We start from the raw sequence: 22293 nt of genomic DNA, 5'->3' as shown, positions 1-22293 counted from the left end.
CTCCGGCGCACCATCCGCGATGACCCTTCCCCCGGCCAGCACGAAGATCGGGTCGCAGAGGTCGAGCACCATCGGAATGTTGTGCTCCACCACCAGGAACGTGACCCCTTGCCGGTTCACCGCACGGATGATCTCCATCATCCGGTCGACAAGGCCGGGGTTGATGCCCCCGGCCGGCTCGTCGAGCAGGATCATCGTGGGCGACAGCATGAGCACCTGGGCCAGCTCGACGAGCTTCTGCTGGCCGTAGGACAGGGTGCCGGCCCGCTGGTCGGCGAACCGGCCCAACCCGACGAACGACAGCAGCTCGCGGGCGCGGTCGGCCTCGGCGCCGTTGATCGCCCCGGCTGCCAGCACCCGCGGCGCGAACTCCGGCAGCGGGGCGACCACGTTCTCCAGCACGGTCATGGTCCTGAACAGCCGGGTCACCTGGAAGGTTCGGCCGAGCCCGCGATGCGCCCGATCCCACGGCGCCGACCGGTCGATGCGCTCGCCGCCGAGCCGGATCTGCCCGGAGTCGGCCCGCATGGTGCCGGTGACGAGGTTGAACAGCGTCGTCTTGCCCGACCCGTTGGGACCGATCAGCCCGGTGATCGCCCCCCTTGGCACGACCAGGTCGACCCCGTCGACGGCGCGCAGGCCGCCGAATGCCTTGCGCACGCCGCGAATCTCGAGCAGCGGCCCCGGCGCCGGGTCCGGCCGGGCGGTGACCGTGACCGGCGCGCCGGGCCCAACGGCGGTGTGGTCGATGTACTCCACGGCGGTGGCCCGGCGGCGGGCCAGCAGCCGGCCGAGCGTCGGCAGCAGACCGTCCGGCAGGAACAGCACGATGATCACCAGGGCCGGGCCGAACAGCAGCAGCCGGCTGCTCGATCCGCCGCCGTACACGGTCGCGGCCTCGCCGGCGAACGACACGATGAACGCGCCGATGACCGGACCCCACAGCGTGCCGCGGCCGCCGACCAGCGCGGCCAGCACCACCATGACGCTGGTGAGGATGTTGAACGCGCCCACCGGGTTCAGGAACGTCAGGAAGTAGGCGTACACGCCGCCCGCGACGCCGATGAAGAACGCGCTGGCCGCGTAGGCGAGCACCTTGTACAGCGTGGTGGGCACGCCGATCGCGGCCGCCTTTCCCTCGTCCTCACGGATCGCGACCAGCCCGGTGCCGAACTTGGTGCGGCGGATCCACGCGCTGAACCCGAACGTCAGCACCAGCAGGGCGAGGAAGATGAAGTAGAACGGGATGTTGCCGATGTCCGGGTCCCAGAACGGAAGCTCGAGCGTGATGCCGTCCGAGCCGTTGGTCACCCCCGGCAGGTTGACGGTGAGCACCTGGAAGATCAGCAGCAGCGCGATCGTGATGATGACGAACGCCGGGCCCTTGGCGCGCAGCACCACGCTGCCGACCAGCGCCGCGACCGCGACCGCGACGACCCCGCCGAGCGGCGCCAGCAGCAGTGGGTTGACCTCCCATCTGGTGGACAGGATCCCGGCGGTGTACGCGCCGATCCCGAGGAACACGCTGTGCCCCAAGGAGATGTAGCCGGCGAACCCGGAGATGATGTTCCAGCTGATCGCCTGGATGGCGAGTAGGAACGCCAGCAGCAGGACGGTCTGCTCGTAGGTCGCGCTCGGGTCGACCACGGGGAAGGCGATCAGGGCCAGGAAAACGGCCCCGATCAGTCCGAACAGGACGCGACGGTTCATGTCACCACCGCGTCCTCGCGCAGCTTGGTGCCGAACAGGCCGTGCGGGCGGACCAGCAGGACCAGCAGGATCACCGCGTAGAACACCAGCGTGGACCAGCGCAGCGACCCGTAGGTCGCGGTGATCGTCTCGGCGAGCCCGAGGACCACCGCGCCGACCGCCGCGCCCCGCAGCGATCCCATGCCGCCGAGCACGATGATGCCGAGCAGCCGGGCGATCCACTCGTAGTGCGACGCCGGGAAGAACGGGTAGAGCACGGACAGGATCGAACCGCCGGTGCCTGCGGTCGCCGTGCCGATCGCGAACGACAGCGCGGCGACCGAGCCCGAGCCGATGCCGACCAGCGCCGCCCCGGACGGGTTCTGCGCGCACGCCCGGATCGCCCGCCCGGTCCAGGTCTGGTTGAGCACCAGGTAGAGCAGGCCGAGCACGAGCACGGCGGCGAGGCAGCCGTAGACCTGCGCCTTCGGCAGCACCAACGGTCCGATGTGGAACGACTGGTTGAAGTAGACCGGGGTCGCGGACCGGAAGTAGTTCCCGGCAGTGATGTTGAGCAGCCCTTCGACGGTCAGCGCGACGCCGAACATCAGCAGCAGCGACATCGCCGGCGACGCGCCGCGCACCCGCACGATCACGAGCTTGTAGAGCAGCCAGCCGAGCCCGAACATCGCCGGCGTGGTCGCCACGGACAGCAGGATCGGGTCGAACCCGCTGAGCTGCCATGCCTTCCAGGTCACCATGGCGACCAGCACCAGCAGCGCGCCCTGGGCCACGTTGACGATGCCCATGATCCCGAACACCAGCGTCAGCCCGGACGCCATCAGCGCGTAGACCCCGCCGATCAGCAGGCCGAGGATGATCGTCTGGAGCAGCTGGATCATGGCTAGCGCCAGGCGGGTTTCGGGAAGACGATCTTGTCGGTGGTCGCTGCCTCCTTGGGGGCGACGATCTCGACCTTGCCGTTCTGCCACTGGCCGAGCATGAACGCGCTCTGCGGCTCCCCGGTCTCGGCCCAGCGCAGCGTGCCGAGGATCGTCTGCACCTGGTTGCCCCGCAACCAGTCCGCGAGCGCGACCTGATCGATCTTGCCCACCGCGCTGACCGCGGCCTGCAGCACCTGCGCGGCGGCGAACCCGTCGGCGGCGTCCTCGGTCGGCTCGGAGCCGTGGCGCTTGCGGTACTCCGCGGAGAACTCGGCGTTCAGCGGCGTCGAGGCGTTCTCGCTCCAGCTCGTGCTGTAGAAGACGCCCTCGGTGTTGCTCGCCCCGATGCCGTCGGTGTACTGCTTGCCGAAACCCGGCGCGTTGGTCTGGAAGAACACCTTCGGGGAGAAGCCGACCTGCTGGAGCGCGCGCGCCGCGCCGATGCCGTCCTCGAACTGCGCGCCGTGGCCGACGAGATCCGGCTTGGCCGCGGCCACCGCGCTGGCCACCGGCTGGAAGTTCGCCGTGTTCGCCGGATAGATCGTCGTGTACACGGTGCGCACGCCGGCCTGCTCGAGCTGTTGCTGCAGCGACTCGATGGCCGGGCGGGTGAACGGGTCGTCCTGGGTGAGGTACGCCGCGGTGGCCGGCTTGTCGGCCGCCGGCAGGCTCTTGATCCACTCGACGATCCCGTCGGCGTGGTGCGGCGCGGTCGCCGGCTGGGCGAAGAAGAGCATCTTGAAGCCGCGGCTGAACATGTTCGGCGCGCCGCCGGCCGGCTCCACGAACAGCATCCGGTTCTTTTCCGCAACGGCCGACGCGGCGAAGTTGAGCAGCGAGGAGAAGCTGCCCAGCAGCAGGTCCACCTTCTCCTGTGTGATCAGCTTGGTGTAGTCGGCGACGATCGTGTCCTGGTTGCTCGCGTCGTCGGTGATCCTGAGCTCGACCTGCCGGCCGAGCAGGCCGCCCTGCCCGTTGACCATGTCGCGCCAGATCTCGTACCCGCGCTTGGCTTCCTCGCCGGGTTGGGAGAACTGTCCGGTCAGCGGCAGCGAGGTGCCGATTACGATCGGGCCGGAGCCGTCGCCGCCTTCCGCGCCCCCGCCGCAGGCGGCCACCGCGGCGGTGAGGCAGGCGACCACCAGGATGGCCAACCGCGATCGGACCGGATTCGCTCGCATGCGCGTCCTCCTCACCGCCGGGCCGGCACTGGCCGCAAACGATTGCAAGAGGACTATCCTGGCGCCGCGCCGCTCGGTCTGTCAATGCCGCCACCCTGGCTTGACCGCACATGTGCGCTGGTCAAGGATGGTCAACAAACGATTGCAGGAAGTTGACCACATGCGGATCAGGGTGAACGGGCAGGAGGTCGACGTCGACGCCGACCGGGACACTGCCCTGCTCTACGTCCTGCGCAACGATCTCGGCCTCAAGGCCAGCCGGTTCGGCTGCGGCGTCGGGCTCTGCGGCGCCTGCTTCGTCCTGCTCGACGGCCAGCCGGTGGCCTCGTGCGACACCCCGCTGTGGGCCGTGGCGGGCAAGGACGTGACCACCGTCGAAGGACTGCGGGCGCACCCGCTGCTCGAGGCGTTGACCGAGGAGCAGGCCGCGCAGTGCGGCTACTGCATCTCCGGCATGATCATCAGCGCGGCGGCGCTGCTGGCACGCTCCCCCCGGCCGGAAGAACGGGAGGTGCGCGTGGCCCTCGAGCGCAACCTGTGCCGGTGCGGGGTGCACAACCGGATCGTGCGCGCGGTGCGGCGGGTGGGCGCATGAGCGAAGCTTGCGGAGCGAACCATTCGATACTCCTGCGTCTTCGAGGAACGAGAAGACGCAGGCTTGGCGGAGCTTGCGGAGCGAATCATCGAACGCTGCCCCATCGCCGAGGGACGAGGCGATGGGGTCACCATCACCGAGCTTGCGAGGTGATGGAATGACGGAACTGCCCCGCACGCTCGCGGCCAACCCCCGGCTGTCCACCTGGGTGAGCCTGGACGTGCCGGGCGTCGTGACGGTCCGGGTCGGCAAGGTCGAGCTGGGCCAGGGCATCCTCACCGCGCTGGCGCAGCTCGCGGCGGCCGAGCTGGACGTCGGGCCGGGCCGGGTGCTGATGGCCGCAGCCGACACCTCGAGCGGTCCCGACGAGGGCGCCACGACCGGCAGCCTGTCCGTCTCGGTCTCCGGGGCGGCGTTGCGGCAGGTGTGCGCCGAGGTCCGGGCCGTGCTGCTGAACGCGGCGGCGGCCAAGAGCGGCGTGGACCGCGACCGGCTGCGGGTCGCGGACGGGACGATCCACGACGAGACCGGCACGGTCGCCCTGACGTACTGGCAGCTCGCGGAGCCGGGGCTGCTCGAGCGCGACGCGGACGGCTCGGCGACGCCGAGGAGCCTCGGCCCGTTCCCCGTGCTCGGGATCAGCCCGCCGCGGCTCGACCTGCCGGACAAGATCGCCGGCCGGCCCCGGTTCATCCACGACCTCGTGCTTCCCGGTCAGCTGTTCGGCCGCGTGGTCCGCCCACCGTCGCCCGGCGCCAGGCTCGCCGATCTGTCCACTGTAGACCTCCCCGGCGTGGTGGTGGTTCGCGACGGCAGCTTCCTCGGCGCCGTGGCGCAGCGTGAGGAGGACGCGGTGCGCGCAGCGGCGGCACTGGCCGAGGCCGCCAGCTGGGTCGAGCGCGACTGCCTGCCGGACCTCGACGACCTGCCGGCCTGGCTGCGCACGGCCGATGCGGAGCCGATCGAGGTGGTCGCCGACCCGCCGGCCGAAGGCGTGGTGCGCGAGGTGTCCGCCAGCTACCACCGCCCCTACCTCGCGCACGCCTCGATCGCGCCGAGCTGCGGCGTGGCCGTCTGGCACGGCGACGAGCTCAGCGTGTGGAGCCACAGCCAGCACGTGCACGGCCTGCGCCGGGCCATCGCCGCGGCCATGGCCATCCCCGCCGAGCGCATCGTGGTGCGGCACGTCGAGGGGGCCGGCTGCTACGGGCACAACGCCGCCGACGACGCCGCCTTCGACGCGGTCCTGCTCGCCCGGTCGGTGCCCGGCCGCCCGGTGCAGGTGGTGTGGAGCCGGGCCGACGAGCTGGCCTGGGCGCCCCTCGGCCCGGCCATGGCCGTCGACGTCACCGCCGGCCTCGACGCCGCCGGCCGCATCGTCTCCTGGCGGCACGACGTGTTCAGCCCCGGCCACACCAGCCGGCCCGGCTACGGCGGCGGAAACCTCGGCCTGCTGGCCGCCACGCACCGGGCCGGCGGCCAACCGCTTGCCCCCGCCGTGGATCCGCCTCCGCCGGTCGGCGGCTCGACCCGCAACGCCGTGCCGTACTACGACATCCCGAGCCGCCGGGTTACCGGGCACCGCGTGCTCGACATGCCGATCCGGACGTCGGCCCTGCGCTCCCTCGGCGCCTACCTCAACGTGTTCGCCATCGAGTGCCTCGTCGACGAGCTCGCCGAGCTGGCCGGCCGCGACCCCGTCGAGTACCGCCTCGCCCACCTGACCGACGAGCGCGCCCGCGCCGTCATCGCGCGCGCCGCCGCGGCGTCCGGTTGGGACGGTCGGCGGCCCGGCGATTCCGTGGGGCACGGCATCGCCTTCGCCCGGTACAAGAACGCCGGCGGTTACTGCGCGGTGGTCGCCGAGGTGGAGGCCGTGCACTCGGTTCGGGTCCGCCGCCTCACGCTCGCCGTCGACGTCGGCCAGGTGATCACGCCGGACGGCGTGCGCAACCAGATCGAGGGCGGCGCGATCCAGTCGACCAGCTGGACCCTGTTCGAGCGGGTCGGGTTCGACCGCCGCGCGATCACCAGCACCGACTGGGAGAGCTACCCGATCCTGCGCTTCCCCGACGCCCCTACCGTCCACATCGAACTCATCGACCGCCCGGCCGAGCCCTCGCTCGGCGCGGGCGAGGCCGCCCAGGGGCCCACCGCCGCCGCCATCGCCAACGCCGTGCGCGACGCCCTCGGCGTCGGAGTCCGCACCCTTCCCCTCACGCCGGACAACATCGTCGCCGCGCTCAACGCGTGACCCTGGCCGGCGGGATGTGCGAGGTGAACGAGGTGCACAGGATGCCACGGCGCGGGCCGGCGGGGAACCAGGCGGCGAGCGAGGAGTCGGCCTCGACGTGGACGTCGACGCGGGCCGGGCGGAAGCGGGCCAGCCCGCGGGCCCGGACCGACCAGCGGTCGCCGTCGGGCCCGATCTGGACGACGGGCGTGATCGGCAGCAGCGGCCCCGGCAGCGCCGGTCCGTAGCCGCGCGGGGTGGCCCGGATCCGCCAGCCCAGCGCGTGCGCGGTCACCTCGGCGCCCTCGGCGGGTGCGCCGTCGAACTCGGCGAGGGTCTTGGGCAGCGCCCAGTTGGCCCGCCCGCCGACCACGCTGGCCGGGGAGTCGACGGCGATGAACGGCACGTGACCGAGGACCGTGGCCCCGTGACGCAGCACGACCATGGCCAGGATCTCGGAGTACGGCCCGACCGGGGTGTCGGTGTAGCCGACAAGCGCGCCGATCACCAGCAGCGGCCGGGCGCCGGCGCCCACGGCGGCGGGCAGCACGTCCCGCAGCGCGGCGCGGGCCCGCTGGTCAGGGCGGGCCCACCAGAAGACGGCCCCGGCCCGGACCCGCCACGGCGCGGCCGGCGCCTCGTCGGGCAGCAGGGCCAGCTGCTCGGCCGTCAACGTGGTCTCGGCAACCCCGGGAATGCGGGCGAGAGCGGTGTCCATGGACCTCCACCCTAGCGCCCCCGAAGCCGACCTCCCCTGGCCAAGCCGCGCAGCCCAGTACGGTGAATCGGCACGCCGCCGCCGGTGGGAGGACGACAGATGAGCAGCACGCCCGAGCTGGCCATACCGGAGTGTGTGGACAGTCCGGTGCGGCCGGCGGCGCCGTCGGGGCCGGTGGCGAGATGGCTGCTGCAGCACCGGGTGGCGCCGGTCGGGCCGGAGGCCGCGGAGGCGCACGCCGAGCCGCACGCCTGGTGGAAGATCATGTGCCTGACCGGGGTCGACTACTACTCCACGCTGTCGTACCTGCCGGGGATCGCCGCGCTGGCCGCGGGGGCGCTGTCCCCGCTGGCGACGCTGCTGATCGTGGCGCTGACGTTGCTCGGGATGCTGCCGATGTACCGGCGGGTGGCGGCCGAGAGCCCGCACGGGCAGGGCTCGGTGGCCATGCTGGAGACCCTGCTGCCGTTCTGGCGCGGGAAGATCTTCGTGTTGGTGCTGCTGGGTTTCGTGGCCACCTCATGGATCATCACGATCACGCTGTCGTCGGCGGACGCGTCGGTGCACCTGGTGGAGAACCCGGCGTTTCCCGGTTTCCTGCACGGTCAACAGGTCGCGATCACGGTCGTGCTGCTGCTGATCCTCGGCGGGGTGTTCCTGCTCGGGTTCAGCGAGGCGGTGGGGGTGGCGATCCCGCTGGTGGCCGCGTTCCTGCTGCTCAACGCGATCATCGTGGGCGCGGGCGTGGTGGAGGTGATCGGCGAGCCGGACGCGGTGTCCCGGTGGGTCGACCGGCTGACCGCGGGCGGCGGTGGGGTGCTCGACATCCTGGGGCCGGCCGTGATCGCGTTCCCGCTGCTGGTGCTCGGCCTTTCCGGCTTCGAGACCGGCGTGAGCATGATGCCGCTGGTGGCCGCGGACGGCGAGACCGCCGAGCGGCGGCTGGCCGACCGCATCCGCAACACCCGCACGATGCTGACCACCGCCGCGCTGATCATGTCGGTGTACCTGATCGCGACCAGCTTCGTCACCACCGTGCTCATCCCGGCCGAGCAGTTCGAGGAGGGCGGCGGCGCGAACGGCCGGGCCCTTGCCTACCTGGCCCACGAGCACCTCGGCAACGCCTTCGGCACGGTCTACGACATCAGCAGCATCCTGATCCTCTGGTTCGCCGGTGCCTCGGCGATGGCCGGGCTGATCAACATCGTGCCGCGGTACCTGCCCGGGTACGGCATGGCGCCGGAATGGGGCCGCGCGGTCCGCCCGGTCGTGCTGGTCTACACGCTGATCAGCGTCGGCATCACGATCGCGTTCGGCGCCGACGTCAACGCCCAGGCCGGCGCGTACGCCACCGGGATCCTGGCGATGATGACCTCGGCGGCGGTCGCGGTGACGATCTCGGCCGTGCGGCGCCGGTCCCGCGGTCAGGCGATCGGCTTCGCCGTCGTGACGCTGGTCTTCCTGTACGCGCTCGGCGCCAACGTCGTCGAGAAGCCGGACGGGATCGCGATCTCCGCGGCGTTCATCGCCGGGATCGTCCTGGTGTCGCTGATCTCCCGGGTGTCCCGCACCACCGAGCTGCGCGCCGACCGGATCGAGTTCGACGAGGCCGCCCGCCGGTTCGTCACCGACTCGCTGGCCCACGACGGGCGCCTGCACATCATCGCCAACAAGCGACAGGCCGGCGACGACGCCGAGTATCGGTCCAAAGAGGACGAACAGCGCGGGATGAACCCGGTGCCCGGTCCCGCCGACATCCTGTTCCTCGAGATCGACGTCGTCGACCCGTCGGAGTTCAGCAACGCGCTGCGGGTCCGAGGTGTCGAGATCGGCGGCCACCGCATCCTGCGCGCGCAGAGCCCGGCCGTTCCGAACGCGATCGCCGCCATCCTGCTGGCGCTGCGCGACAGCACCGGCGTGCGACCGCACTGCCACTTCGAATGGTCCGAGGGAAACCCGCTCGGCCACCTGCTCCGCTACCTCATCCTCGGCCAGGGCGACACGCCGCCCGTCGTCCGCGAGATCCTGCGCAAGGCCGAGGACGACCCCGCCCGGCGCCCCGGCATCCACGTCGGCGGCTGAGCCCGTGCGGCCGGGCGTGATCAGGTTGTGCCACCTATAGTCGTGGTGTGCTCAGGCGTCGCCGGGCGACCGAGGTACCCGACGTTGTCGGATTCGGCGCAAGTGAGGCGTGTGCGATGGTGCAGGCCGCCGGGCTGGTCCCGTCCGGCCCGGACCACACCCCCGCACCGGACACGGGCGTGATCACCGCGCAGCAACCGCCCTCCGGTGAGCGGACCGAACCGGGAACCCCCGTGTTCCTGTGGACCAGGGGCGGCCCCGGCTCGGCCGTGGAAGCCGGCCCGCCCCCGCTCGAACCGGCCGTCCCGGAGCCGGTCTAGCCGTACGGGGTTACCGCGCCGGACGGCGGGTACGTCCGGGGTGTGACGCGAACGGACCCCGAGGGACCCACCGACCTGTCGAAACGGTCGTGGTGGGAGGTGCTCAAGCGGACGGTCACCGAGTTCCGGCGGGACAACCTGACCGACTGGGCGGCGGCGCTGACCTACTACAGCGTGCTGTCCATCTTTCCGGCCGTGGTCGTCGTGACCGCGGTGCTCGGGATGCTCGGCCCGGCCGCGACCCAGACGCTGATCGACAACATCAACCAGGTGGTTCCCGGCCAGGGCAAGGAGATCCTGAGCAACGCGATCCGCGAGCTGCACCGCTCCCAGAGCCTCGCCGGTCCCCTGGCGATCGTCGGCCTGGCCGCCGCGCTGTGGTCCGCGTCGGCCTACGTGGCCGCGTTCATGCGCGCCGCCAACGCGATCTACGAGATGCCCGAAGGGCGGCCGGTGTGGAAGACCTGGCCGCTGCGGGTCCTGCTCACCCTCGCGGTAGTGATCATGCTGGCGCTGTGCGCGGTGGGCGTGGTCGCCACCGGCGGCCTCGCCGACCGCCTCGGTCACCTCCTCGGCATCGGCGGCACCGGCGTGCAGATCTGGGACATCGCCAAGTGGCCGGTGATCGCGTTGCTGGTCAGCCTCGCGTTCGCCCTGCTGTACTGGGCCGCGCCCAACGTCCGGCACCCCGGCTTCCGCTGGCTGAGCCCCGGCGGCATCCTCGCGGTGCTTCTCTGGGTGATCGCCTCCGCCGGTTTCGCCGTCTACGTGGCCAACTTCGGCTCCTACAACAAGACCTACGGCTCCCTCGCCGGCGTCATCGTGTTCCTGGTCTGGTTGTGGATCTCCAACATCGCCATCCTGCTCGGCGCCGAGCTGGACGCCGAGCTGGCCCGCGGCCAACGCATCGAAGCCGGCCACCCACCCGACCGCGAGCCCTTCCTTCCACCCCGCGACACCCGGTCCCTCGACGAGGACGACATCGAGCCGTGAATCGTCCTATGGCGAGGCATGCTCCACCGCCGAGTCATAGACCGGCTTCATCGTGTCCCACCTGTCGAGCCGGCGCCGAGGAGACCCATGGCGGGAGCGGCCACGGCGGTCAGCCGGTCGCGGGCGGCTTGTGCGCTGGTGCGGGGCTGGATGGACAGCAGGGCCATCGCGTAGGTGTGGCCGGTTCGGGTGTCGTGCACGACGCCGGCGCTGTGCAACAGGTGGCCGGCCGGGGCCCAGGGCACCCAGGCCTGCTTGGCGTAGCGCTGCGCGGACGGTCCCGGCCCGAGCAGGCCGTAGTACTGCGCGAACCCGTCGGTGGCGACGGGTTGGGCGGCGGCGAGCGCGGCGACGACGGCGTCGCGGTCCGCGGCGGCCATGTCGCGCAGGATGTGTTGGTAGATCCGGACGATGTCGCCGGCCGTGGTCGTGGTGTCGCCCCACTCACCGTGGTCGTCGGGTGGCCTGGTCGCGGTGAGCCCGAGCTGGCCGGCGACCCGCCGGACGGCGCCGAGGCCGTCGTACCTGCCCCACAGCGCGCTCATCGCGCCGTCGTCGCTGCTGCTCAGCGCGCGGTCGACGAGCTTGAGGTCGGCCTCGGCGATCTCACGTCCCTCGCTACGGCGGCGGTCGAACATGTCCACCACCACGATCAGCTTGCTCAGCGACGCCGCCATGAACTGCCGCCCGCCGAGCCGGCCCTCCACCAGTTCCCCGGTGTCCACGTCGAGCACCGCCACCCCAAGGGTCATCCCCGGCGGCATCGCCCCCTCGGCCGCGTCGACGACGTCCCGGACGGCCACCACGGGTGCGGGCTCCGACGTCGCCGAGACCGACGGAGCCGTGCTGTCCACTGTGGACTCACTGGTGGGCGCGGGTAACGGTGGGGGTCCGGGCGCCGGGGAGCCGCAGGCACTCACCACGACGAGCGCGCCGAACAGCAGCGGCCCCGGTCTTCGCGCAGGCACGCCTGATCGTATGACCGGTGCCGTGAACGCCGGGTGTGCTCGGTCCGTATACCTAGACGTGAGGCTTCCACCCGCATCGATCCTGGCCGCCCTGCTGGTGGTCGGTGGGTGCGCCGGGGACCCCGCGGCCGGGCACGACGGGCACGGTGCGCAGCCGCAGGGCGCCGCCGCGCCCGCCAAGGTGATGACCGTGCAGGAGCTGGCGGACACGGTGGGTTGCCGGGCGAAGGTCACCGTCAAGGGGGCCGACTTCCGGCAGGCGACCTGCAGCGCGCCCGGCGCCGACGTCGTCCTCCTCGACTTCGACACCGCCGAGGGTCAGCGGGCGTGGGTGGACGGCGCGAAGTCGTACGGCGGCGTCTACCTGGTCGGCAACCGGTGGGCGCTGTCCGGGATGTCCGCCGACTTCATGAGGTCCATGCAGGGCCTGCTCGGCGGCGCGATCGAGTTCGGCGAGGAGCACTAGCGGGCCCTGCCGGCACGTCGGCCGGCAGGGCCCATCGGCTCAACCTCGGTACGGCGACAGCCGGTCGCGCGGATCAAGGCCGGGCAGCGCGGGCCGCCCCGGCGGGCCGGCCTGCTGTTGCGCGGCCACGTCACCCGGTTCGACCGCCGGGCAGTGCGTGCCCCGCGCCGGGAGGGTCAGCGAGATCAGGTAACGGTCGACGGCACCGGTGGTGCAGTCGCTGCGCCCGTAGACCCCGTGGCCCCAGCCGTCGTAGGTGAGCAGCACCGCCTCCCGGCCGAGCTGCCTGGCCGCGTTGGTCGCCCAGTTGTACCCGGTCGCCGGGTCGTGCAGGGCGTTGAGCAGCAGCAACGGTGTGGCTGCGTCCCGGACCCGCAGCTTGTGCTGCGGGTTGGCGATCCGCTCAGGGGAACCGAGGCAGCCGACGGTGATCGGGGTCGCGGCCGACGAGAACCGCATATCCGGCGCGATCCGCTCCATCCGGCGCAGGTGCGCGGCGAACTCCCGGTAGTCGCGGATCGGCAGGCTCCAGTCGTTGCAGAAGATGGCCAGCGGCGGGAAGTTGACCAGCTCCGGCTCCTCGCCGGGCGGCGGAGGCGGTGGGAACGGCAACGGGTCGCCGGCGTGCAGCGCGGCGAGCACCTCGGCGAGCTGAGCCCACGCCGGGTCGTAGAACGCGCCGAAGACGAAGCCGATCAGCTCCTCGGGCCGCAGTGTCCGGTCGGGGTCGAACGGATCGGGAAGCTGGCCCCGCTCGGCCCGGTCGAGCAGGTCGTGCCACACCGCCCGCACGTCCCGGCCGTGCAGCGCACAGCTTTCGGTGCGGTCGCACCAGGCGACGAACTCGCGCCAGGCGTCCTCGGTGGTGGCCGCCTCGGTGTCGAGGAACGCGCGGGTGCCGAGGCTGTGATCCATGTTGGAGTCGGCGACGATCGCGCGTATCCGGTCCGGGAACAGCTCGGCGTACTGCTGGCCGTCGAGGCTGCCGTAGGAGATCCCGTAGTAGGTGAGCTTCCGGTCGCCGAGCGCGGCACGCAGCGCGTCCATGTCCCGCACCACGCTGATCATGTCCAGGTGATCGATCACCGGGCCGGTGTGCCGCCGGCAGTCCTCCCGCAACCGCCGGTTGTAGTCCAGCCGCTGATCGAACTCCCGCTGGCTCGTCATCAGGAACGACGGCTCGGCGAGGATGAGATCGAGCGTGCACATGACGGGTGCGCTGCGGCCGATGCCCCGCGGGTCGAAGCCGACCAGGTCGAAGTGCCGGCGCAGCTCGGGGCTGAAGTACTCGGCGCCGAAGATGGCGAAGGCCCGGCCGGAGCCGCCCGGACCGCCCGGGTTGATCAGCAGCGAGCCGATGCGTGCCGCCGGGTCGGTCGCCAGCCTCCTGGCCACCCCAAGGTCGATCTTCGGACCGCGCGGGTGGGCCCAGTCGAGCGGGACCCGCAGCGTGGCGCACTGCAGCGTCGGGTCGTCCGGAATCTCCTCGCACGGCCCCCAGCTCATCGCCTGCGCGGGTTCCGCGGCGGCCGGCAGACCGGCCATTGTGGACAGTGTGACCGCGGCGACGGCGGCGAAAACCGCGAGCGTTCTTCGCATGGTTCCTCCCAGTCCCTCCAGCCCGTCCAGATTGACGGTGGCGACAGGCTACGGACGGGGACCTATGCACCGTGTAAAGACGGTGTGAGAACGGCTACTGCGCCTTGAGCTCCCTGGTGATCTCCGCGACCGAGGACTTGGCGTCGCCGAACAGCATGGCGGTCTTCGGGTCGTAGTAGAGGTCGTTGTCCACGCCGGCGAAACCGGGGCTCATCGAGCGTTTCAGCACGATCACCGAGCGGCTCTGGTCGACGTCGAGGATGGGCATCCCGTAGATCGGCGAGTTGGGGTCGGAGCGCGCCGCCGGGTTGGTCACGTCGTTCGCGCCGATCACCAGCGACACGTCGGTGCGGGCGAACTCCCCGTTGATCGTGTCCATCTCCTTGAGCTGCTCGTACGGCACGTCGGCCTCGGCCAGCAGCACGTTCATGTGGCCCGGCATGCGGCCGGCCACCGGGTGGATGGCGTAGTAGACCGTGACGCCCTTGGCCTCAAGCAGGTTTGCCATCTCGCGCACCGAGTGCTGCGCCTGGGCCACCGCCATCCCGTAGCCCGGCACGATGATCACCTGCTTGGCGAAGGCCATCTGGATGGCCGCGTCCGCCGCGCTGGCCCGGCGAACCGGGCGGTCCCCGCCGGCGTGCGCCTTGGCCGCCGAGCCGTTGCCGCCGAACCCGCCCGCGACGATCGCCGGGATGGACCGGTTCATCGCCTTGGCCATCAGGTTGGTCAGGATCGAGCCGGACGCGCCGACGATCATGCCGGCCACGATCAGCGCGGTGTTGTCCAGCGCCAGCCCCATGGCCGCGGCACTCAGCCCGGTCGCCGCGTTCAGCAGGGAGATCACCACCGGCATGTCCGCCCCACCGATGGGCAGCACGACGAGCAGGCCGAGCACGGCCGAGGCCACCAGCAGGCCGATCATCAGCAGCTCGGACTCGCCGCCCAGGATGATCGTCAGCGCGCAGGCCAGCGCGAGCAGCAGCACCAGCAGGTTCAGCGGCTGCTGCAGCCGGCCGACGCTGATCGGCCGGCCGGGGATGATCTCCTGCAGCTTGCCGAACGCCACGTTGGAGCCCCAGAACGACACCGAACCGATCAGCGCGGCGAACAGCGACGCGATCGACACGTACGCCGGCTCGTGCTCGAAACCGTTGCTGTGCCGGAACTCCACCCACGCGATCAGTGCGATCGCGCCGCCGCCGACCCCGTTGAACAGCGCCACCATCTGCGGCATCGCGGTCATCCGGACCTTGCGCGCCGCGGGGATCCCGATCGCCGTGCCGATCGCCACGCCGAGCAGGATCAGCCACCAGTTGCCCAGCCCCGGCCGCAGCAGCGTCGCCCCGATCGCGACCGCCATGCCGACCGCGGCGATCAGGTTCCCGCGCACCGCGGTCTTCGGCCCGGTCAGCCCCATCAGCCCGTAGATGAACAGCGCGAAGGCCACGATGTACATCGACTGGATGAAGGTCTCGCCGTGCACCCAGCTCATGGCTTCTCCACCCGCTCGGAGCCGTTGGCACGCTTGGTCTTGAACATGCCCAGCATCCGGTCGGTCACCAGGAACCCGCCCACCACGTTGATCGTGCCGAACGCGATGGCCACCACCAGGAGGACCTTGTTCAGCACGCCCTCGGCGCCCGCACCGAGCACGATGAACCCGCCGAGCACCACGATCCCGTGGATGGCGTTCGTGCCGGACATCAGCGGCGTGTGCAAGGTGTTGGGCACCTTGGAGATCACCGCGAAACCGACGAAGCCGGCGAGCACCAGCACCGCCAGGTTCTCCACCAGCATTGACGTCTCCTCCCCGTCGAGGCACCCAGGGCGGAGATTACGGCATGGCCCGCGCCCGCGATCGCCAGAGGAGCCAGACGAAGCACGGCGTGCCGATCAGCGCGGCGAGCAGCCCGGCCGGCACCTGGACCGGCGCGATCACCGTGCGCCCGACCGTGTCGGCCGGCGACACCAGCAGCGCCCCGAGCGGTGCGGTCACCGGGAGCACCCGGGCGTGCCGGCCACCGGCGAGGCACGCGCCACGTGCGGGGCGGCCGGGCCAACGAACCCGATCACCCCGACGGCGCTGACCGCGTGGCGGTGAGGATTCCCGCCCCACCCGGCACGACCACCCGCGGGCGGTCGAGGGCCATCCCGAGCACCCGAGGCGTGTCGTCGTGGCTCAACACGGGCTGAGGTTGGCTACCCCATTCCTTGTCGTGGGAACGTGAGCCACGCCTCAGCCGACCGTCTCCTTGAGAAAGTCGATGATCAGCGGGTTCACCGCCGCCGGACGCTCCACACTGGGCAGATGCCCGGCCCACGGCAGCTCGACCCGCCGCGCCGGCAGCCCCGCCGGAACCCTCCGAAAGTCCGGCAGATCATGCGCCCCCGTGATCACCAGGCACGGCGCCCGAACCTCCGCCACGTCGAACTCGACCGCGACCCTCGCCACCTCCCCGGCGGCCAACTGCACCTCGAACGCGTGCCGCTGCATGCCCCGCACCCGCTCGCGAGCATCCTCGTCGGCCTCCGGTCCGAGAAAGGTGTCCACACTCAACTCCACGGCGCCCGCGACGTCGCCCGCCTCGAGCAGCTCGGCCTCCCGCTCATTGAACGCCACCAACTCCGCGGACCGCTCGCCTCCGCGCAAAGCCGGACACAGCAGCACGACCGTCGTGACCCGGTCCGGCCAGCGCGCGGCCACCTCCACGGCGACCCGCCCGCCGAACGAGGAACCCACGAGGGCGGCACGCCGATGTCGAGGGCGTCCAGAAGGTCGACCACGTCCTGGGCGTCGTTGTTCGGTTCGCTCGGGGCGGGGTCTGGCCGAACCCTCGGAAGTCGGCGCGGAGAGCTTGGAATCCGGAGGTGTGAAGGGGTGGGAGTTGGGGGTCCCACATGCGGCGATCGCAGATGGCGGAGTGGAGGAGGAAGGTGGTGGGACCCCCTCCGGAGAGGTCATGGGCGAGGGTCATCGGGGGACGGTAGCGGGTTCAGCCCGCGGGGGTCCTGCCCGGTTTGTTTCGGGAACGCGTGGGGGTCGGGGTTGGTGGGGCTGATCTTGGCGTTCCGTGGCTTCCAGCCTTACCCGGCTGCGTCGGAACGCCGGGTGGGGTCGCCTTGTGCTTGCTGGTCTTGGCGTTCCGCGGCACGGCTGTGGACAGGTGCCCCGTGTGCTGATTGCGGGGCAGCCCTGTCCACAGCCGTGCACCGGAGTCGGTTCCCTCAGCTAGTTGGGCCGGTCACTTAGCCATGACCGGGCAGGTGTTGGTGCGCCTTGGGTGGGCTGGTCGCGATCGTGGGTCGCGCGCCTGTGGACGGGGCACCTGTCCACACTCGCGGGGCCCGCCCTGCCCACAGGCGCGCTGACCTTTTAAAGACTTTCAATATCAAATATTTAGGGATCGAGGAGTGATTCAGGGGTGACCTCGTGGCGTTGGCCGACCGGGCTGATCCAGACGTAGCGGCCGGGTTCGGGTTGCTGTAGCGACCACTGGCAGAGGTGCTTCAATCGGTGATCGCGCCAGCACAGGGGGCCGAGGTTGTCGTCGACGGTGCAGCCGCCGTTGGCCCAGTTGATCGTGTGGTCGGTCTGGCAGTACTGGGCGGGGCGGGTACAGCCGGGGCCGACACAGGTGTGGTCGCGTACCTGCACGAACTCGGCCAATCCGTCGGGTGGGCGATAGGTGCGTCGATCCACCTCTTTGACCGTGCCGGTGACCGGATCGGTGAACACCCGCCGCCACAAGGCGTTGCCTGAGGCCAGCTCCTGGCAGGCTTGGGCGGTTACCGGGCCGTAGCCGGCGAGGATGCCGGGGTCGTTGCCGATGCCGGCCAGGGTGGTGGCCGGGACGTGCAGGTAGGCGTGCACCTGCACCCGCTCATTCAGCTTGCCCAGGATCAGGTCGAGGTGGATGTCGTGGCGCAACTGAGCCAGCGTGCGGTCGTCGCCGGCGGCTTTGATCCGCCGGGCCAGGGTGTCCAGCACCAGCCAGGCCAAGTAGATCTGGTCGCCGGGGCCGGTCAGGGTGAGTTCGGCGGCGCCGTCGTCGAGGGGTTCGTAGGTGCTGGTGCGGTCGACCGTGGCGCGCTGGCGGCGGCGTTCGGCGGCCTGGGGGTCGATGCGATCCCGGTGATACCGCGCGGCGGCGCGTACCTGGGCCAACGTGCGGGTCTGGGCCTTGGGCAACACCTTGGCCTCCACCGCCCGCGTATCCTCGATCGACATCAGGGCGGTCAACTCCACCAATGCCCGTGCCTTGGCCAGATCGACTTGGCCAGCGTGCAGGGCGTCCCATGTGGCGGGCAGGCGCTCGGTCAGGTCGGTGGCCAGGTGGAGTTGAGCGGCGGCGTAGTCACGGCTGATGTGCAGGGCCAGGCCGATTTCGTCGGCAGTGGAGCGTTCGGCGATGTCGCCTTCCTGGGCACGCAATTTCTGGTACTCGGCCAACAAGCGCAGACGTTCCGCCTCGATCGCCGAGCGTTGCCGGTCGAGGGCTTGCAATTGGTGGAGGAGTTGCTGTTCTTTGGACAGAATCCCCAGTGTTGTGCTCACATGTTCGACACTACCAGCGGGGCGGAAATGGCGGCATCACTCGTTGGTGTCGTCTTAGGACGTACACGCATTGTGCTCACCGGGCATGACTGAGCTTCCCCCCGGATCGTGGAGGACTTCGAGCGACAAAGGACAGTCTCACAGTCGAAACACGACCCGGTCCGACCCATCGACTGCACAATGCCAAGCCGGTCACAGAGGCTGGTGAAGTCGTAGGCGGTGTAGGTCGAGCCACGGTCGGAATGGAAGATCACCCCGGCCACCCGATCCTTCCCGCCACGAGCCGTGACGGCCATCGTGATGGTCTGACCAGCCAGTTCCGCGTCCGAGTGGGCGCTAGTGGCGTAGCCGAGCAACCGACGTGAGAACAGATCGATCGCCGTTGACAAGTACAGCTTGCCCTCGTCGGTCGGGATTTCAGTCATATCACCGACCCACTTCACATTCGGTGCCGGCGCGGTGAACTCGCGTTTCACCAGATCCGGGAACGGCACCGCTCGCTTGTCCGGTCTCGTGAGATTCTTCCGCCGTTTCTTCGGTCGCGCCACCAAACCCTGCCGGGCCATCGACTTCGCCACTGTTTTCTCACTCACCACCCAACCGGCAGCGCGTAAATCGATGAGAATCCACGGCGAACCGTGCAGACCGTGCGCAGCCGCGAACGCCTCGGCCACCGCCGCGTCGAACTCGGCACGACGCTGCGCGCTCGGTGCCGGCTGGTGCTGGCGATGGTTCCACTTGTAGAACCACGACTGCGACACACCCAGCGCCCGGCACGCCACCGTGTGCGGCACACGGTGGCAGGTCCTCTGGTCGGCGATGAACACGGCCAGGCTCACCGCATCGCCTCCTTCACCCACAGGACCACCGAGCGCTTGAGCACATCACGCTCCATCCGCAACTCGGTCACTTCCTGACGCAGCCGGGCCAACTCGGCCCGCTCGTCGCTGCCCAGGCGCTCGACCTCACCACGGCTGATCTTGTCCTGGTCGACCCAGTCCCCCAACGTGCCCGAGTTGATCCCCAGGTCAGCAGCGACCTGGGCGATCGACTTGTCCGTCTCACGAACGATCCGCACCAATCCCTCACGAAACTCCCGGTCAAACCGCCGCCGCTTCTCCGGCATGACACATCATCCTCATAGTCCATGCCTCCACGGTCCGGGAGGAACCTCAGACCATGAGAGATCGGTGCCAGCCGGACACATCCCGGCTGGCACCGACTTGAGAAATCGGGGTTAGACGGTTGGGCGGACGAGGATCAGGCCTTGTTCTATTCCGCTGATGGCTATTGTGCCGCTGGCGAAGAAGGGGTAGGTGTTCCAGGCGCCGTTGAAGCCGTTGTTGTTGTTGGCGGGGTAGATGTCGAAGAAGGCGATTTCGCGGAGCGTGTTCGACGCGATTTGGGACGCGTCGAGGATGCGGAGGCCGGCGCGGTAGTTGGCTTGGTAGACGCGGGTGCCGACGATGTACTGGTTGTGGTCGATGGCGCTGCCGAAGGTCGGATTGTAGGTGCCGGTGTGGACGGGGCGGTCGAGGTCCGACACGTTCCAGATGAGGGTGCGCGGGTTGTTGTCGAGCTCGTCGTCCATGACCAGGCGGGCGTGGTCGGGGGTGAGCCAGCCCTGGTGGGTGTAGCGGGCGTTCGTGTACGTGGTGCGGGAAAGCTGGCGGGGGGACGACTTGGTGGTGACGTCGACGATGGTGAGGGTGTCGACGTTGTAGTTGAAGCAGATCTCGCGGCCGCGGTAGGTGGTGTCGGGGCCACGGTAGATCACGCACTGGTTCTCGTGGACGTAGCCGTCGTTGGAGACGCAGCCGGCGTTGCGCGGGGCGGTCGGGGTTTGGACGTTCACCATGTGGACACCGCCGTTGCACGTGTTGGTGCCGACCGCGTAGATGAAGCCGGTTTCCTCGTTCACCGCGAGCGTGTGGGAGTTGCCGAAGCCGGTGTAGCGGGCGTTGGGGGTGAACGTCTGCGGGGTGGTGACGTTGCGCAGGCGGGTGAGGTCGAACACCTGCATGCCGTGGCCCGATATCCCGTCGGCGCCGATGAAGGCGTGGTTGCGGTAGACCTTGATGTCGCGCCAGCTGCTGCTGGTTCCGTTGTGGGACGGGAGGTTGCCGAGGTAGCGCGGGGCGGTGGGAGTGCTCACGTCGACGAAGGCGGCGCCGTTGGTGCGGCCGAAGATGATGTATTCCTTGCCGGTGGCGGTGTCGGTCCAGCCCCACATGCTGTTTCCGTTGCCGCCGCCGATGCTCGACAGGGGCAGCACGGCCAGCAGGTCGATGTTGCGGCACGGGTACTGGGCGGCCATGCCGTTCTGGCACGGGGTCAGGGCCTGGCCGACGATGGGCGCCTGCCGGACGGCGGGCTCGTGGTCGCGGTTGAACGCCGCGGCCTCGGCCTTGCCCTCCGGGGTGTCCGGATCATGGGCGGACGCCGGGGCGGCCACGATGGCCAGTGCGGTGAGCGCGAGCGCGGTCACGCCGATCCATCGTTTCGGGATGCGCATGGGTCTACCACTCCCCTTCCGTGGGCAGGCGAAAGCAGGGGTTCGCCCTTCGACCACGTTAAGCGGCCGGCCCGGCCGCGCGCCCATCCCAAGCGGTGATGTCACGGGTTGATGGGTGTTGTGCCGGGCCGGGGCGGTCGGTAAAGGTTGAGGTGGCGTAAGGGAGTTTGTCATGGCGCAGCCCGAGTTTCCCGTTTTCCCGTTCGACACCCCACCCCAGCTCGACCATGACCCCAAGCAGGCGTGGCTGCGCCGCTGGGATCCGGTGCCCAGGGTGCGGCTGGCGCCCGGCGGTGAGGCGTTTCTGGTCACCCGCTACGAGGACGTCAAGCGGGTCTATGCCGATCCGGTGTTCAGCCGGGCGGAGGCCAGCAAGCCGGGAACGCCGGCATTGCGCCCGCAGCGGCACAACCCGCACCTGCTGATCAGCATGGACCCGCCGGAGCACACCCGGGTCCGGCGGCTGGTCGCGCGCGCGTTCACCAAGCGCGGGGTCGAGCGGATGCGGCCGCGGATCCGGCACATCGCCGACGAGCTGATCGACGCGATGATGTCGCACGGGGCGCCGGTGGACTTCGTCAACGCGTTCGCCGCGCCGCTGCCGGCGATCGTGATCTCCGAGCTGGTGGGGGCGCCGAGCCGGGACCACGCGCGGCTGCGCGAGTGGATGGACACCGTGCTGTCCATCACCTCGCACACGCAGGAGCAGATCCGCTCGGCTGGCGAGCACATGGTGGCCTACCTGGGAAAGCTGATCGCCGCCAAGCGGGCCCAGCCGGCCGACGACCTGCTGACCGAGCTGATCCAGACCCGGGACGGCGGCGACTCGCTGTCCGAGCCGGAGCTGCTGTTCACCACCTACATCATGCTGATCGGCGGGTACGAGACCACGGCCGGGCTGCTGGCCAACTCGATCCTCACGCTGCACCGGCATCCCGACCAGTACGCGCTGCTGCGCGACAAACCCGAGCTGATCGCAACCGCCGTGGAGGAGATCCTGCGCTACGTGCCGATCGCCAAGGCCAGCATGGAGCGGGTGGCCACGGCCGACGTGGAGCTGTCCGGCGTGCACGTGCCGGCCGGCTCGGTGCTGATCCCGTTGCAGTACTCGGGAAATCGCGACGAGGCGCTGACCGCGGACCCCGACCGGTTCGACGTGACCCGCACGCCGGCGCCGCATCTGGCCTTCGGGCACGGGATCCACCACTGCCTCGGCGCCCAGCTCGCCCGGCTCGAGCTGGAGGTGGCCTACACCACCCTGTTCGATCGCCTGCCCGAGCTGCGGCCCGCCGAGCCGCGGTCGATCGTGTGGAAGCGCGGCATGATCACCCGCGGCCCGGTCGCATTGCCGGTGACCTGGTGAGCCTGTAACGAAACCCGGACACCCGGCGACCACCGATCGGTACAGTGAGCATCTGGTGACGACGATGCG

Annotated in this window: 21 protein-coding genes; 7 read left to right on the top strand and 14 right to left on the bottom strand. The window is 70.4% G+C overall.

Annotated elements, in window-relative coordinates; translation table 11 throughout:
- From VGX25_RS30365 to VGX25_RS30355, 3 genes are all read right to left on the bottom strand, one after another.
- Positions 1-1710 (bottom strand): branched-chain amino acid ABC transporter ATP-binding protein/permease (locus VGX25_RS30365; RefSeq protein WP_326921376.1); only part of this gene is annotated, 1710 nt, incomplete at its 3' end.
- Entirely contained in the window at positions 1707-2591 is an 885-nt protein-coding gene (locus tag VGX25_RS30360; RefSeq protein ID WP_326921375.1) for a branched-chain amino acid ABC transporter permease, read from the bottom strand. The genes VGX25_RS30365 and VGX25_RS30360, both read right to left, overlap by 4 nt.
- Before the next feature lie 2 nt (positions 2592-2593).
- Positions 2594-3814, bottom strand: coding sequence for an amino acid ABC transporter substrate-binding protein (locus VGX25_RS30355; protein WP_326921374.1), 1221 nt, complete (start codon positions 3812-3814; stop codon positions 2594-2596).
- Between the two features lie 160 nt (positions 3815-3974).
- Between VGX25_RS30355 and VGX25_RS30350 the strand changes: the two genes are divergently transcribed.
- Together VGX25_RS30350 and VGX25_RS30345 are read left to right on the top strand one after the other, a co-directional pair.
- Entirely contained in the window at positions 3975-4409 is a 435-nt protein-coding gene (locus VGX25_RS30350; protein ID WP_326921373.1) for a (2Fe-2S)-binding protein, read from the top strand.
- 157 nt (positions 4410-4566) lie between these two features.
- Entirely contained in the window at positions 4567-6663 is a 2097-nt protein-coding gene (locus tag VGX25_RS30345) for a xanthine dehydrogenase family protein molybdopterin-binding subunit (protein ID WP_326921372.1), read from the top strand.
- Here VGX25_RS30345 and VGX25_RS30340 read toward each other — a convergent pair.
- Positions 6653-7360, bottom strand: coding sequence for an acetoacetate decarboxylase family protein (locus VGX25_RS30340; protein ID WP_326921371.1), 708 nt, complete (start codon positions 7358-7360; stop codon positions 6653-6655). The genes VGX25_RS30345 and VGX25_RS30340 overlap by 11 nt on opposite strands.
- Before the next feature lie 99 nt (positions 7361-7459).
- On the opposite strand from VGX25_RS30340, the gene VGX25_RS30335 reads away from it, so the two are divergent.
- The 3 genes from VGX25_RS30335 to VGX25_RS30325 are packed head-to-tail and all read left to right on the top strand — an operon-like array spanning position 7460 to position 10755.
- A complete protein-coding gene (locus tag VGX25_RS30335; protein ID WP_326921370.1) occupies positions 7460-9442 on the top strand; it encodes an amino acid transporter in 1983 nt (660 codons plus the stop codon).
- Positions 9443-9489: 47 nt separating this feature from the next.
- Positions 9490-9762: a PASTA domain-containing protein gene (locus tag VGX25_RS30330; protein ID WP_326921369.1), complete on the top strand. Its 273-nt coding sequence runs from the start codon at positions 9490-9492 to the stop codon at positions 9760-9762.
- A gap of 42 nt (positions 9763-9804) precedes the next feature.
- The gene (locus tag VGX25_RS30325) at positions 9805-10755 is read left to right on the top strand and encodes a YihY/virulence factor BrkB family protein (RefSeq protein WP_326921368.1); all 951 of its coding nucleotides are present in this window, start codon (positions 9805-9807) and stop codon (positions 10753-10755) included.
- A gap of 47 nt (positions 10756-10802) precedes the next feature.
- Here the strand turns inward: VGX25_RS30325 and VGX25_RS30320 are convergent, their stop codons facing one another.
- Positions 10803-11723 carry a serine hydrolase gene (locus VGX25_RS30320; protein ID WP_326921367.1) on the bottom strand — a complete coding sequence of 307 codons (921 nt, stop codon included), beginning with the start codon at positions 11721-11723 and terminating at the stop codon, positions 10803-10805.
- 58 nt (positions 11724-11781) lie between these two features.
- Between VGX25_RS30320 and VGX25_RS30315 the strand changes: the two genes are divergently transcribed.
- Complete coding sequence (locus VGX25_RS30315; RefSeq protein WP_326921366.1) at positions 11782-12189, top strand: hypothetical protein; 408 nt, start codon at positions 11782-11784, stop codon at positions 12187-12189.
- Between the two features lie 39 nt (positions 12190-12228).
- Here VGX25_RS30315 and VGX25_RS30310 read toward each other — a convergent pair whose 3' ends face one another.
- From VGX25_RS30310 to VGX25_RS30270, 9 genes are all read right to left on the bottom strand, one after another.
- Complete coding sequence (locus tag VGX25_RS30310; RefSeq protein ID WP_326921365.1) at positions 12229-13788, bottom strand: alpha/beta hydrolase; 1560 nt, start codon at positions 13786-13788, stop codon at positions 12229-12231.
- Positions 13789-13882: 94 nt separating this feature from the next.
- A complete protein-coding gene (locus VGX25_RS30305) occupies positions 13883-15283 on the bottom strand; it encodes an NAD(P)(+) transhydrogenase (Re/Si-specific) subunit beta (protein ID WP_326921364.1) in 1401 nt (466 codons plus the stop codon).
- Positions 15280-15588 (bottom strand): NAD(P) transhydrogenase subunit alpha, encoded by a 309-nt coding sequence (locus VGX25_RS30300; RefSeq protein WP_326921363.1) that lies wholly within the window; start codon positions 15586-15588, stop codon positions 15280-15282. Before VGX25_RS30300 ends, VGX25_RS30305 begins: the two co-directional genes overlap by 4 nt.
- Positions 15589-15625: 37 nt before the next feature.
- A complete protein-coding gene (locus VGX25_RS30295) occupies positions 15626-15787 on the bottom strand; it encodes an iron chelate uptake ABC transporter family permease subunit (RefSeq protein ID WP_326921362.1) in 162 nt (53 codons plus the stop codon).
- A 240-nt stretch (positions 15788-16027) separates the two neighbouring features.
- The gene (locus tag VGX25_RS30290; RefSeq protein ID WP_326921361.1) at positions 16028-16753 is read right to left on the bottom strand and encodes an alpha/beta hydrolase; all 726 of its coding nucleotides are present in this window, start codon (positions 16751-16753) and stop codon (positions 16028-16030) included.
- 435 nt (positions 16754-17188) lie between these two features.
- Positions 17189-18346 carry an HNH endonuclease signature motif containing protein gene (locus tag VGX25_RS30285; RefSeq protein ID WP_326921360.1) on the bottom strand — a complete coding sequence of 386 codons (1158 nt, stop codon included), beginning with the start codon at positions 18344-18346 and terminating at the stop codon, positions 17189-17191.
- Positions 18343-19185: an IS3 family transposase gene (locus VGX25_RS30280; protein ID WP_326921359.1), complete on the bottom strand. Its 843-nt coding sequence runs from the start codon at positions 19183-19185 to the stop codon at positions 18343-18345. Before VGX25_RS30280 ends, VGX25_RS30285 begins: the two co-directional genes overlap by 4 nt.
- Positions 19182-19472 carry a transposase gene (locus tag VGX25_RS30275; protein ID WP_326921358.1) on the bottom strand — a complete coding sequence of 97 codons (291 nt, stop codon included), beginning with the start codon at positions 19470-19472 and terminating at the stop codon, positions 19182-19184. Before VGX25_RS30275 ends, VGX25_RS30280 begins: the two co-directional genes overlap by 4 nt.
- A 111-nt stretch (positions 19473-19583) precedes the next feature.
- Positions 19584-20861 (bottom strand): choice-of-anchor B family protein, encoded by a 1278-nt coding sequence (locus tag VGX25_RS30270; protein WP_326921357.1) that lies wholly within the window; start codon positions 20859-20861, stop codon positions 19584-19586.
- Between the two features lie 172 nt (positions 20862-21033).
- On the opposite strand from VGX25_RS30270, the gene VGX25_RS30265 reads away from it, so the two are divergent.
- The gene (locus VGX25_RS30265) at positions 21034-22224 is read left to right on the top strand and encodes a cytochrome P450 (RefSeq protein WP_326921356.1); all 1191 of its coding nucleotides are present in this window, start codon (positions 21034-21036) and stop codon (positions 22222-22224) included.
- Positions 22225-22293 lie beyond the last annotated feature (69 nt).

Origin of the sequence: Actinophytocola sp. (assembly GCF_035942955.1) — a bacterium.
Taxonomy (GTDB): domain Bacteria; phylum Actinomycetota; class Actinomycetes; order Mycobacteriales; family Pseudonocardiaceae; genus DASYTH01.
Note: the sequence above shows the minus strand (reverse complement) of the source record. Positions and strands in the feature narration are given on the sequence as shown.

Bases quoted from the DNA above. Each gene is read 5' to 3' on its own strand.
- VGX25_RS30350 (WP_326921373.1), top strand. From the start codon at position 3,975: ATGCGGATCAGGGTGAACGGGCAGGAGGTCGACGTCGACGCCGACCGG.
- VGX25_RS30335 (WP_326921370.1), top strand. From the start codon at position 7,460: ATGAGCAGCACGCCCGAGCTGGCCATACCGGAGTGTGTGGACAGTCCG.
- VGX25_RS30340 (WP_326921371.1), bottom strand. From the start codon at position 7,360: ATGGACACCGCTCTCGCCCGCATTCCCGGGGTTGCCGAGACCACGTTG.
- VGX25_RS30305 (WP_326921364.1), bottom strand. From the start codon at position 15,283: ATGAGCTGGGTGCACGGCGAGACCTTCATCCAGTCGATGTACATCGTG.
- VGX25_RS30270 (WP_326921357.1), bottom strand. From the start codon at position 20,861: ATGCGCATCCCGAAACGATGGATCGGCGTGACCGCGCTCGCGCTCACC.
- VGX25_RS30310 (WP_326921365.1), bottom strand. From the start codon at position 13,788: ATGCGAAGAACGCTCGCGGTTTTCGCCGCCGTCGCCGCGGTCACACTG.
- VGX25_RS30275 (WP_326921358.1), bottom strand. From the start codon at position 19,472: ATGCCGGAGAAGCGGCGGCGGTTTGACCGGGAGTTTCGTGAGGGATTG.
- VGX25_RS30345 (WP_326921372.1), top strand. From the start codon at position 4,567: ATGACGGAACTGCCCCGCACGCTCGCGGCCAACCCCCGGCTGTCCACC.
- VGX25_RS30265 (WP_326921356.1), top strand. From the start codon at position 21,034: ATGGCGCAGCCCGAGTTTCCCGTTTTCCCGTTCGACACCCCACCCCAG.
- VGX25_RS30360 (WP_326921375.1), bottom strand. From the start codon at position 2,591: ATGATCCAGCTGCTCCAGACGATCATCCTCGGCCTGCTGATCGGCGGG.
- VGX25_RS30290 (WP_326921361.1), bottom strand. From the start codon at position 16,753: ATGACCTCTCCGGAGGGGGTCCCACCACCTTCCTCCTCCACTCCGCCA.
- VGX25_RS30300 (WP_326921363.1), bottom strand. From the start codon at position 15,588: ATGCTGGTGGAGAACCTGGCGGTGCTGGTGCTCGCCGGCTTCGTCGGT.
- VGX25_RS30355 (WP_326921374.1), bottom strand. From the start codon at position 3,814: ATGCGAGCGAATCCGGTCCGATCGCGGTTGGCCATCCTGGTGGTCGCC.